Here is a 13,267-nt window from a genome sequence, read left to right on the forward strand (position 1 = left end):
AAAACATCCACCCTTAGATTATATTTTTAATTTCAATTTTATATATTTGCAGCTGTCATTTGGTAACGTTACTGGTAACGTTACCAAATATATAGTTACATTATACTACACTTCCAAAGTTTTTCAACATACTTTTAAAAATTTTTCCACTTTTACGAATTAATATAAAAGTCAACTTATTTTTTCTCTTTCCAAATATAAAATATAACTATAAATATAACTGCCTCGTGAAAATTTCTTATATCGAAACCAGTATCTTTTTTAAGTTTATTAAGCCTATAAATTAAAGTATTTCTATGAATATACAATCTTTTTGCTGTATTACTTATATTGAGTTCGCATTTAAAAAATTCTTGTATAGTAAGTATCATATCTTTATCGAATTCAGACAGTATGTCTTTAAACTTACACATTAATTCATCTTTTACATCACTTTTTAAGTTATATACTATCTTTTCTAATAATGTGTTTTTGTAATAATATATTCCGTCCTTTATACCAAATTTCTTACCAAGAGCCATACTTTCTAAAGCTTCAAAATATGATTTTCGTATATCTTTATAATCATTTATAGAATTTGATACACTAATACAGCACTTACAATATAAGTCACTCATTATAGATTCCCTAATCCCATTTACATGTTCGCAAACATCATCAAAGGAACCTATTATTACAATATCATCTTTATATATAACACCTATCATTTCAAAGTTTTCATACAATTTATTTATTATGTCTAAAGCTTCAATTTTATCTCCGTCTGCATTAATAATAAGAAGACTGCATTTTTTTAATAAAAAAGATAGTTCATTTTTAATGCTGCTGTCTACTTCTTTTCCTTCTAATATATTAAGTATAATCTTTTGATTTTTACTTATATTATTGTTATATTTACTTATAATAATATATCTTAAAAGTTTTAAACTGCTCCTATATTCCTTAGGTACATAAAGTCCTACTTCTTTATTATTCAATGATAAGTTGAGTGATATAACTTCACAATTTTTCATGTTAAATCCCTTAAATAACTCATGTCCATTACTCTCAATTAAATTAAACTTGCTTTCAGTATTTTTAGCTAATTGCTTTAAAAAATTAGTGAAACTGTCCATTTCCCATTTCTCCTAAGAATGCATTACAAAATTGCAAGTGTGCTTTCTTTGTCAAACACATAAATTTTAGTTAAATCCAGTGCTATATCTACACTATCTCCTGCTTTAACATTAGATGTACCATTTACCCTTGCTGTTATTTTTAAGTTATCTTTAGATAAATATATATATGTTTCTGCACCCATAAGCTCAGTTAAATCTACATTTAATTTTATTACAGAATCTTTAAACTTACTGATACTTTCTTCTGTGTTACTTACATTTTCAGGTCTTATTCCAAGCACTACTTCTTTTCCAACATATCCTTTTTCTTTTAAAATTTTAGCTGTCCCTTCTTGTAAGAGTATTTCATCTTCTCCAAATTTAGCTTTAACTATCCCATTTGTATCCTCAATCTTCGCATCAATAAAGTTCATTTGAGGACTCCCTATAAATCCAGCTACAAACATATTTACAGGATTATTGTATATATTTTGAGGCGTATCAACCTGCTGAATAACACCATCTTTTATAACTACAATTCTAGTACCAAGTGTCATAGCTTCTGTCTGATCATGTGTAACATATATGAATGTTGTCTGTAATCTCTTATGAAGTTTTGATATTTCTGTTCTCATTTGCACTCTTAATTTAGCATCTAGGTTTGACAGAGGTTCATCCATTAAAAACACCCTTGGATTCCTAACTATTGACCTTCCCATAGCAACTCTCTGCCTCTGCCCTCCTGATAATGCTTTCGGCTTTCTATCTAATAAATTAGTTAAGTCAAGAATTTCAGCTGCTTCTTTTACTTTTTTGTCTATTTCATCTTTAGGTACTTTTCTAAGTTTAAGTGCAAAAGCCATATTATTGTAAACAGTCATATGAGGATACAATGCATAGTTTTGAAAAACCATAGCTATATCCCTATCTTTCGGTGATACATCATTCATGAGCTTGTCCCCTATATAAAGTTCGCCGCTTGTTATTTCCTCAAGTCCTGCAATCATCCTAAGTACAGTAGATTTTCCACATCCTGATGGGCCTACAAATACTATAAATTCTTTATCATTTATTTCAAGATTAAAATCTTTAACTGCCTCCACACCGCCTGTGTACACTTTTTGTATATGATTTAAAGATACATTTGCCATTTATAATTCCTCCTACAAAATATTTATATGAATATTTTACCATGGCAATTTAAAACTTTCCATTCGCAGGAACTACAAATTTAATAAGCTTTATTTGTAAATAAGTACAATAAAAATAACTTCCTGTGATAGAACTAAATATCATGGAAGTTATCCTTTTACATCTATTATAGGATTTCTAGTTTGCAAATATATTCCGGAGTATGAGTTAAGTTTGGAATCAAAAACCCTACAGTTGAAAGCAATCATGTACTATAAAAATCTCTTACTAAATTCCTTTAATTTCTGCAAGTTATCATTGGTACTTTCAATAGTTGCACTTATTTCCTGAATGGATGCTGCCTGTTCCTCACTTACAGCTGCTGAATCATCAACTGCTTTAGCAATGTTATTTACAGAACTATTCATCTCTTCAACAATATTTCTTATGACATTAACAGATTCTTTACTTTGATTTGCAAGTTTTCTTATTTCACTTGATACAACATTAAATCCTCTTCCCAACTCACCAGCCCTAGCTGATTCAATAGCTGCATTCAAACCCAGTAAATTTATTTTATCAGCAATACCTTTAACAATTTCTAGTGCTTCTGAAGTCTTTTTTGAAGCTTCAGAAGCTTTTTGAGCTAACTCCTGTGCATTTTGTCCAGACTTAGCAAGTTCCGAAGCTGATTCTGATAAATCACTCACACCAATTGATACCTGACCTACCGATTGAGCTATTTCATTTACGCTGTCTACCATCTCATTAGAATTTTCCATGTCAATTCCATTACTGATCGTTCCGATAGTTTCTCCTTTTGAATTTTTTATAGGCATTACTATAACTTTTAAAGCTTTACCAAATACATTTGCTGGTATATTTCCTTTTTGAGTCCTACCACTATTTATGCAATCTTTTACTATTGGAAGTAATCCATCTCTATGTTTAACATGTAAATTAAGTCCTGCAGCAGCTTCATAACAAATAAGTTTTTCTTTATCTGATATCGCAAATGCTGTATCATCCATTGAAAGATTACTTAAATACGGTAAAACATTAGAAAATAATTTCAAAATTTCTTCATCACTTAGTTTTTCATCAAAACATTTGTTGTAATCCATAAATATATCCTCCATTAAATAACCCTTTTTAATTTCACATTTCTACTTTTTATCTGACATTAAATTATAAGCTAATTATATAATATTCTGACTTTATTTTCAAATTTCTACATATAATCAATTGCAACTCATAATATAAAAAAAAATGCAAAGCATTTTTTAGGGGACAGAGGACATAGGACAATTGACAGAAAAGGTTGATTTTTCGCAGTACAGCCTCCTTCTCTGTCCTATATCCTCTGGTTCCTGTCCTCTCAAAAACATTGCATCGCAATATTTTCATTTCCATGTGAAAAATAATTATCTTTATGTTAAAATTATAATATAATATATGGTGTGTAAATTACAAATACTTAATTAAGACAGTTCGTAACCATCCTGTCTATAAATAAAACTAAGGGCATGGATTATTTAAAATAATCCATTTATAAAGCACTTAGGTGCTTTTTTTATTTTTGGGATAGTTACCTCTGGGTTAGGGGGAAAAATGGAAAACGCAAAAATTTTTAGTACAAGAAGAATTGCAATATCAGGGATAGTAATGGCTATATACATATCCCTAATGTATTTTACCCAATGGTTTGCATTTGGGCAATATCAGATAAGAATAGCTACTGCACTATACTCATTAAGTGCTCTTGCTCCTTATCTAATAATTCCTCTTGGTCTTGGCAATATGATAAGCAATACTCTCACAGGGGGAATGGGGATTTATGACATACTAGGCGGGTTTTTAGTAGGTGTCATAACAAGTACATGTACATATTTAATAGGACGTGCGAATCTTAATCGCTGGTTTCTTATTATACCACTTATTTGTGGTCCTGGACTTATAGTTCCTATATGGCTTTCAAAAATACTTAATATAAATTATACAATACTTGCTGCAAGTCTCTGTATAGGTCAAGTTTTGCCAGCTATTATGGGAGTAATACTTATTAATCAAGTACAAAACAAAATAAGATTTTAATTGGAGATGATAATATGAATGACAGAGAAACTGAGTTAAAAAATAATACTGTTCTTGGTAAAGAAAACACAAAATATAAATTTGATTATGATCCTTCAGTCCTTAAAACATTTGTAAACAAGCATTTAGATAATGATTATTTTGTTAAATTCAACTGCCCGGAATTCACAAGTCTTTGTCCAATAACCGGTCAGCCAGATTTTGCATCAATTTATATTTCTTATGTACCAGATAAGTTAATGGTGGAAAGTAAATCATTAAAGCTGTACCTTTTTAGTTTTAGGAACCATGGTGACTTTCATGAAGATTGTATTAATATAATAATGAAAGACCTTATAAAAATCATGTCCCCAAAATATATAGAAGTACAGGGAAAATTTCTTCCAAGGGGTGGAATATCAATTGATCCCTATGTTAATTATGGTAAAAAAAATACGCCGTGGGAACATGTTGCCCAAAAAAGATTATATTATCATGATCTCTATCCTGAAAAAATCGACAATAGATAACTAATGTAAAGTTTTAAAAAAAGCTCTGTGTTTAACTAGAGCTTTCAAATATGCAGCAAAAATAAGAGGCTGTCGTACTAACTTTTTAGTGCGGCAGCCTCTTCTATCCATATAATAAGGGGGACTTATTATATTTTTAATTTTTGTCTAAGTTCTATCTACTTGGGACAATTATTATTATATATAGTTATTGTTACAATTTAGTGTCATATTTATTAACTAGATGTAAATGTTATAACATTAGGCTTTATTATTATCAAAGATATCAAACACTCTTCCTTATTATTTTACAATAGCTTAATACCTTTCCAAGCATTTACTATATAAAATTTACAAAGTTTATGCAGCCAGGATGATTGAAATCATTAATGAAAATGTTATAATAAGTACGAAAATAAATAAAAAAACTTTATTTCTTTGCCGCCAGATAGAGAAAATAATAAGCATTTAAATTTCACGCTGCAGACCTTTCAAAGCATGATATTTAAGCGCTTTTGTTTTAGGTGGATTGTTATGCTATAAGAAAATTATTTACTAACTATTAAACACTATAATTTTTTATGTTAAGAAGCAAAATATATTAGGAAAATAGAAAAGCAATTATACTGCAAGGAGATTAATTATGTCATTTAATTATATTGTACCAATTATTATAGTTATCACATCTAATGTTATTTATCATGTTACAACTAAGAATATACCAAAAGAAGCAAACTCATTCTTATCGGTTTCAATAACTTACCTGGTTGGTATGATTAGTGCTCTAGCAATCTATTGTTTAACATCTAAATCGAGTAAGATTTTAACTGATATACATAAATTAAATTGGACAAGTTATGTTCTTGGATTGGCAATCTTAGGTATGGAAGTTGGGTATATTTATATGTATCGAGTAGGCTGGAATATAAGCAAAGGTTCATTAATTGCAAATATCTCATTAGCAATATTTTTAGTTATTATTGGTGCTTTATTTTATAAAGAACATATTGGTTTATATCAAATAATAGGTATTGCATGCTGCATAGTAGGATTGATTTTTATTAATTTGAATTAAAGTCTTAGTTTTAAGTATTTAAGTTTCAAAGTATTGGCACTGGCGCATCTGCCATGGAATTCAAATACCGCACTGAGTAGTATTTGAATTAGTCATCAAATATATGTAAAAAAACTTTTCTTCAGGCGTTAAATCTAAAACAAAGCCGTCATTCCAGAAATCTGTATGCAGCTGTCTGTATTTAGCCATAAATATTCCTCCCAATTAAAATATAAAATAATTATTTTTAAAAAATACCCTCTATATATAAAATATGCATATTTTATATCATTGGACATATTTAGAAGCATTTTTTAGAGGACAAAAAAACAGAGGACAAAGGTTAGAGAACATTGAAGTTGGCAGTGTTTCGCTTTAGCGAAACGAGTTATCAAAAGCTTAATTAAAGATTTTTCGTAAGCGAAGCTAAGAAAAATCCTCCTTCATTGTCCTATGTCCTATGTCCTCTGACTTTGTCCTCTGTCCTCTAAAAATGTTAAGCCTGACCGGTAAATGTTAAATATAAAAGCACTATATTTAATACTATTATTATTGCAGCTATTAGAACACCTAACACTCGTACAAAACCTTTGTTAACTAAGTTACCCATCAAATCTTTACGTTTAGCTATAGTTAACATTTGGATTATTGGAAATGGTAAAATAAAACTAAGTACAACTTGACTCAAAAAAAGAGCATACATAGGATTAATTCCAAGTGAAATAATAACTAGAGCTGGTATCATCGTTATAAGTCTTCTTAAATTTACAGGTATGCTTAAATTAACAAAGCCCTTCATTATAGTTTGTCCTGCAAGGGTTCCAACAGCTGAAGATGATAATCCTGACGCAAGTAATGCTATTCCAAATGCACCACTTGATAAAGGTCCTATTAAAGGTTGTAATGATTTATGGGCCTGTTCTATTGTATCTACTACCATTCCATTCTTATAAAAAACTGCAGCAGATACTATAAGCATTGCAGCATTAACAATAAAAGCTATATTCATAGCTATAGCCACATCTATCTTTTCCATTCTTAAATGTTTTAATTTGCCTTCATCTGACAAATCAACACTTCTATCTTGAACTAATTGTGAGTGTAAGTATATTACATGAGGCATAACCGTTGCACCAAGCATTCCTACAGCAATTAATACAGCTTCACCATTGGGTAATATAGGAACTATTGTATGAATACCTACTTGAGCCCAATCTGGTTTAGCAAGAAATATTTCTATTGTATATGCAATAGATATTACGGCAACAAGTGATGATATTATGATTTCTAGTACCTTTTGACCGTATTTTTCCATATAGCAAATTATAAATGTTATCAATCCTGTAAGAAGTCCTGCGTATATCATAGGTATATGAAATAATAAATATAATCCTAATGTTCCTCCGAGGAACTCTGCTAAGTCTGTCGCCATAGCACCAAATTCAGCAATAATCCAAAACGCCCAGTTTGCAGACTTAGGAAACACTTTAGCACACATTTCAGGGAGATTATGACCTGTGGCTATTCCTAATTTAGCAGACATAATTTGTAAGAATATAGCCATTAAGTTACTCCACAAGATTACCCAAATGAGTGTATAGTTAAATTTTGATCCGCCACTAATATTAGTTGCAAAGTTACCTGGATCAATATATGCTACACTAACAATAAAAGCAGGTCCTAAAAATTTTCCTAATTCTTTTATTTTACTTTGATTCATTACTTTTCGTTGATTTATATTCACATCGATTAAATTTTTTTCATTCTGCATGGAAATGTCACCTTCCTTATTAGATATGTTAAATAAGAATAAAATAGTTATTATTAGTTAACCTTGTTAGCCAAGGCTAAGATTTTTTCTAATATAAACTATGTAATAATAGGAAAAGTGTTCCCTCAAAGTAATCTTTCTACTTATTCAAACATATAATTTATTAAAGGGATTTTAGCTTAAAGTAGGTGAAAATATGATTAAAAACGACTTTTATACCTTTAATGAATATATGAAAAAGGAAGATAACCATCTTACTGCATCCATGGAGGACTACCTTGAGATGATATATAGATTATGTTTAAATACAGGGTTCACAAGAATTCATGAACTTTCACATGCACTTAATGTTCAGCCTCCTTCAGCAACAAAAATGGTACAAAAATTAGCAGAGTTACAGCTTTTAAAATATGAGAGATATGGAATTTTAATACTTGAGGAAAAAGGAAAGGTCCTTGGAGCTGCACTGCTTAATCGTCATAATATTATTGAAAATTTTTTAAGGATACTTGATGTTTCAGAATCTAATGTTTTGGAGGAAACTGAAAAAATTGAGCACACAATAAGTAAACAAACAACAAAATGTTTTCAAGATTTTTTACAATTTGTTAAGGATAACCCTGATATAGTCAGCAGATTTAAGGCTTATAAGGCTGCCCTAAAATGATGAATATTGTAGAAATAATCATTCAAACAATCAAAGTGCACCCATCCCATTGAGTGCACTTTGATTAACTAAAAACAATTTCTGAAAATAAATTATCTAGTAATTGCTCTTGTGTATTTTTATCTATATCTGGATGCAGCGTTAAAATCTTTGCTGAAGGTTTTATTTGATTATTCCTCTCCGTAAATTTACTGCTGTAATAATTATAAATATATTCAATTTGATTTTCTTTTGGCTTGCCATTAACAACACAAACTTTATCAATTTCGTCATTTTCATCAATTGTACTAATAGAAAAAATATATTTATACACGATTTCTTTAAATCTATAATGCAGCACAGTATCAAAATTCGACCACTTTGCATCCAATATAATAAATTTTGAAGATTTACCTTTACATATTTTTATCACATAATCAGGTGCATAATAATTGGATTTACTTGAATCAAAGGAAATGCAATTATTTCTAAACAGCCCTACTCCATTACTATATTTACTAGGTCCATCATATATTACAGGCTGATAGTATACAGTAACATTTGAAAATTTTTCTGTAAACATAAATGTATTTTCATACTCGGTATTTTCATATAGTTGATTATCCTTTAATTTGTATTCAGCCTTAATAGACTTCTTTAAGAAAAATCCTCTTTTAATTAGATAATTATTTATCTTAAATAAAATATAATATTCATATATTTTATTTACTTCTATCAAACTTAACAGCATTTTCTCGTTTTCAAAATCATAATTTCCAGACTCAAACCAGTCTGCAATAACCTTATATATACGCCTATAATGCTGAATTTCCATAAAAATATGCGATGGTTTTGGAACACGAGTTATATTTATATGACTGCATTTTAAAATTTTGCTGTACATAAAATACATTCTCTGAATTCCTTTATTTATCTTTTCTACACGATTAATATAATTTTCTATCCGGCTTAATAAGTGCTTATATATTTCTTTATATGAGGATATATAGCTTGGCCTTATTGAATAACTTGGATTATATATAACTTTTTCTTTAATTTTAATAATCTTATTATAAAGATATTTATATATGTAACTCAAAAAACTTACAACTACCTGATTTTCATATATATCATAATCCAACCTTGTCCTATCTACTAAAACCTTTCTGGGCTGTAAATTCAATTTATTATATTTTATATGCGTAAAGTAGCTTACAGGTATAAGATATTGAGGATTAGATGCTATATATTGTATGGTTTCACATTTTATTTCCTTCAATTTTTCAAAATCATCTACAATATAATTATTGAATGTCTTATATTTTGAATTTGTTATAAAAAACTTAAAATTTTCTTCATATTCACGCAGTATATTCTCTAATATAGAAATTTCAGTATCAATATTTTTGAACCTACTATTTTTTATATTTAAAAAATCCATAACATTTGAAGAATTATTAAATAGATATTTAGGAGAATTATCAAATACATACTCTGCCATTTTCCTTACATTTTCATTTAATTTATTATCTCTTATTCCAACATCATAATAATCTGAATAAAAAAATTCATGAGATCCACTATTTGTTTCAATATCAATAGTAAAATTCACACATCCAAAATAATTTGTAAACACTCTTTTTTCAGTACATCCATTATTTTCAAAAGTTATATTTCCGCTGTCATAAGTATATTCTTGAAGTTTATTATTAATAAATATCTTCAAACTTTTTATTTTTTCTTCAAAAAATATAGATGCGCTGTATTCAATATCACTATAGACAATTCCTGCTATCTTATTACGATTAAATAGTCTGCTTCTTGGTGTTTCGTCTAAAATCACTTCTAATTTATTATACTTATTAGGCTTAAGAATCAATCTACATTCCATAATTCAGACCTTCTTTATGAGAAAAATTGATAATACTGCATATTATTATTTCCATTTTCTATTATTCTTTTAAGTATTACCACACATTTAGTCATATTTTTATCTTTAAACAAATTCATAAGATTTTTTAAAAATTCTTCATATTTTTCCCCTTGTCCATTAATTTTAGGAAGCAGTTTTTGAGCTACTGCATAATCAAGGGCAGCGTATTCACGTGATGTATTTTTAGAACTTTCAAAAATGTTAACTCCAGTTTTTAAATACATATTTATAATTTTTCTTATTCTAGGGCTTACGCATATATTATTCTTATTAAACTCCCTGCATATTTCATCTAAGCTCTCAATTATCGAAGCTGGAATCCCATTGTTTTTAAAATTATCTAAAAAATATTTTTCTATATCTTCAAAAGTAACAATTTCATCATTTTCTTCAACATTCGAATCTTCATCATATAATATGTTATCATCATAAGAATAATCTAATAATACTATCCACGCTCTATCTATAAGTCTTGGCGATAAAACTTCAGTTGTATGGTCATAATTTATTGTAGCTAAAAATCTTAAAGTTTTAGGTATATTATAAATATAATCTTCACCTAGATTGATTCTTCTATCATCTTTATCAATATCACAAACGTTCATAAAATCAGCCCAATAATATTCCATAGGACTTAAATTAGCTTCATCTAACAATATAAAATATGGGAAATCATTGATATTTTTTTTGTATTCGTAATTTAATATATTAAATACACTAAATAACATGCCGTTATTTTTATCAAAACTCTTAGTCAGTGGATTGTAATAACCAATTAAATCTCTCTTTGAAGTCCATCCTTTTTCAACTGATACTTCCGTATATCTATTAAACTCATCTTTTCTGTATAATCCCAATACACGGGCAATAATATTACAAAGTGATGTTTTACCTACTCCCGGCTGCCCTGCAAATATAGTTAAAAATCCCTGTGTAAGACATATCATTATATTTATTACATCATTCTTGCTGTAATTTCTAACTTTTTTAACTTTATTATATATGTAATCCACTATATTTTCATTTTTAAAAGACTTAATATTTAGTAATTTAAAATTATCTCTTGATGCAACTTTGTCCTTAAAATCTTCACTATTTCTCTTTTTATTCCATTTATCAGCAGCCTTTAACATTTCCGATTCAGCAAATCCTTCAAATATAATATTTGCATTTTTATTTTTATTATTATAGGCATTCATTATATTTTCTAATTCTTTTTCAAGACTTCTTTGAATTTCTTCAGCTTCATTTTGAAGTTTATGATTTTCTTCTTTATTTTTCTGGATGTCTTTATTTATATATTCTTTTACACCATTAGCTTTATTAACTTCTTCATCTATTTTCTCTTTTTTCTTAATAAGTTCATCAATTTCAGTACACAAATTATATTTTTCTTTTAACTCTTCTATATCTTTTTCAATATTCTCTTTTTCTTCAATTAATTTTTTTATATCTAACCGAAAATTTTTGCTTAAATTCTTTTCATTTATATTTTTTGAATCTTTTATCGTAGAATTTATATCATCTAGTTCCTTTTTTGCATTTTCTAATTCAGACATAACTAATTTACTATTTTGAAGTTTTTCTAAAATACAATTATCTTTTAAAATAGCTTGTATTATTTTTTCTTTAGTACTATCGTCATTTAAAAATAACTTTATTATATCAAGCAAATCTTTTTCTATAAAATTTTCTGTTACCTCAGTTTCACTAATTAATTTTGTTATTCTTTTTATTCTTTCCTTGGATAGAGAATTATTAACTATAGAAATAATATTCTTTCTAATATTTTGAAGTTCACTCTTATTACAAGACATATTTTTTGTATTAATTATCCTCTTTAATTCATCTAGAAGTTCCTTATCACTTATCGTATCTATTTCATCAAAAACCAAATTAACTGAATCATAAAAATATACAACTTTAATATAAGCTATTTCTTTATCATACAGATTATCTATTTCCTGAATATTTAAACAATTTTCATTTTCTTTTATCGGATATCTTTTTACTATATAATCATTTTTACTCCTGTCAATATAATATCCTCCGCCTGTACTGCGTGATTTATAACCAAATGGTCCATAAATATACTTGTTATCTTTAATATAAACTTCGTTTTTAATAGGTTCATTCTGTATCACAATAACTTCATCATCATAAATTTTCTTACTTAAATCAATATTTTTACCTACTTCTGCAATTTCATATATTTTTTCATCAGACAAACTGTATATGTTATTATTATTTATTAACTTGTCTCCATCTATTTTCTTTTTTGTTTTATCATTGTAATCTTCTAAATCATCTGGATTAAACTTACATATCAACAATTTTTCGATATCATAATTTTTTTCAGAAAAAATTCTATTAGGATTCACAGCTATATTACCATAATTGGGATATTCTTTATATCCATCTATAGTTTCAAATTTATGTTTATATATCTTGCATAATGGATATAAATTATAAAATCTATCATTTTCATACTTTACTTCAACTACATATTTGTCATATTCTTGATCTGAATTATTATTTTCTACTTTATCAACAATTTCACCATCTTCACCAATTAAATTATTTGCAAGATCATTGTATTCAGCTTTTTCACTTGCAGCTAAAAATGTAATTTGTCTTAAAAATTTTTTCTTATCCCCAGTATTAATAAGATTTTTTACTTCATCAATGCTTTTATTTTCAAATTCATCTTTTTCCTCAGACGTATTAATTCCTGTTCTTAAAATATCTAATAAATCGTTTCTATCTTTTAGTTCACCTTGAATTGTAACTTTTAATGCATTTTTTAAATTTCCTTTTCTAAAACCTGGTATCATAATATCATTTTTCTCAACAATATTTATTAATTCTTGTTTGTTTAAGTTATTAAGTATCCAATTGGTTAATTTTTTTTTCATATTAATATCTCCCACCAAATTAATATTATTGTTTGTTTACCCATTTATAATAATATTATACTATAATTTCAAAAAATCTATATAATTTTATGTTTTTTTTGTTAATAAATAACTAAAACTTAAGAAACTGAATAGATA

10 protein-coding genes and 1 pseudogene are annotated in these 13,267 nt (G+C 27.5%); 4 read left to right on the top strand and 7 right to left on the bottom strand.

The genetic code is table 11. The features are described from left to right. Window positions 1-176: 176 nt before the first annotated feature. The 3 genes from EBB51_RS10690 to EBB51_RS10700 form a co-directional block, all read right to left on the bottom strand. Window positions 177-1,115, bottom strand: coding sequence for a helix-turn-helix domain-containing protein (locus EBB51_RS10690; RefSeq protein ID WP_123054456.1), 939 nt, complete (start codon window positions 1,113-1,115; stop codon window positions 177-179). 23 nt (window positions 1,116-1,138) lie between these two features. Next, entirely contained in the window at window positions 1,139-2,248 is a 1,110-nt protein-coding gene (gene ugpC / locus EBB51_RS10695) for a sn-glycerol-3-phosphate ABC transporter ATP-binding protein UgpC (RefSeq protein WP_123054457.1), read from the bottom strand. A gap of 252 nt (window positions 2,249-2,500) precedes the next feature. Beyond that, window positions 2,501-3,352 (bottom strand): methyl-accepting chemotaxis protein, encoded by an 852-nt coding sequence (locus EBB51_RS10700; RefSeq protein ID WP_123054458.1) that lies wholly within the window; start codon window positions 3,350-3,352, stop codon window positions 2,501-2,503. A 487-nt stretch (window positions 3,353-3,839) separates the two neighbouring features. On the opposite strand from EBB51_RS10700, the gene EBB51_RS10705 reads away from it, so the two are divergent. The 3 genes from EBB51_RS10705 (at window position 3,840) to EBB51_RS10715 (ending at window position 5,885) form a co-directional block, all read left to right on the top strand. Further along, the gene (locus EBB51_RS10705; RefSeq protein ID WP_123054459.1) at window positions 3,840-4,322 is read left to right on the top strand and encodes a QueT transporter family protein; all 483 of its coding nucleotides are present in this window, start codon (window positions 3,840-3,842) and stop codon (window positions 4,320-4,322) included. A gap of 14 nt (window positions 4,323-4,336) precedes the next feature. Further along, window positions 4,337-4,831, top strand: coding sequence for a preQ(1) synthase (gene queF / locus EBB51_RS10710; RefSeq protein WP_123054460.1), 495 nt, complete (start codon window positions 4,337-4,339; stop codon window positions 4,829-4,831). Window positions 4,832-5,453: 622 nt separating this feature from the next. Continuing rightward, window positions 5,454-5,885 (top strand): EamA family transporter, encoded by a 432-nt coding sequence (locus EBB51_RS10715; protein WP_123054461.1) that lies wholly within the window; start codon window positions 5,454-5,456, stop codon window positions 5,883-5,885. 63 nt (window positions 5,886-5,948) lie between these two features. On the opposite strand, the pseudogene EBB51_RS13980 reads toward EBB51_RS10715, so the two are convergent. Continuing rightward, window positions 5,949-6,074 (bottom strand): annotated as a pseudogene (locus tag EBB51_RS13980) (chromosomal replication initiator DnaA); the annotation flags it as partial. Between the two features lie 286 nt (window positions 6,075-6,360). Beyond that, window positions 6,361-7,635, bottom strand: coding sequence for an Nramp family divalent metal transporter (locus tag EBB51_RS10725; protein WP_123054462.1), 1,275 nt, complete (start codon window positions 7,633-7,635; stop codon window positions 6,361-6,363). Window positions 7,636-7,831: 196 nt separating this feature from the next. Here EBB51_RS10725 and mntR point away from each other — a divergent pair, with 196 nt between their 5' ends. Then, window positions 7,832-8,302 (top strand): transcriptional regulator MntR, encoded by a 471-nt coding sequence (mntR, locus tag EBB51_RS10730; RefSeq protein ID WP_123054463.1) that lies wholly within the window; start codon window positions 7,832-7,834, stop codon window positions 8,300-8,302. Between the two features lie 64 nt (window positions 8,303-8,366). On the opposite strand, the gene EBB51_RS10735 is transcribed toward mntR, so the two are convergent. Beyond that, window positions 8,367-10,172 carry a hypothetical protein gene (locus EBB51_RS10735; RefSeq protein WP_123054464.1) on the bottom strand — a complete coding sequence of 602 codons (1,806 nt, stop codon included), beginning with the start codon at window positions 10,170-10,172 and terminating at the stop codon, window positions 8,367-8,369. A gap of 14 nt (window positions 10,173-10,186) precedes the next feature. After that, window positions 10,187-13,129, bottom strand: coding sequence for a hypothetical protein (locus EBB51_RS10740; protein WP_123054465.1), 2,943 nt, complete (start codon window positions 13,127-13,129; stop codon window positions 10,187-10,189). Between the last annotated feature and the right edge of the window lie 138 nt (window positions 13,130-13,267).

It is taken from the genome of Clostridium sp. JN-1 (genome assembly GCF_003718715.1).
Classification (GTDB): domain Bacteria; phylum Bacillota; class Clostridia; order Clostridiales; family Clostridiaceae; genus Clostridium_AV.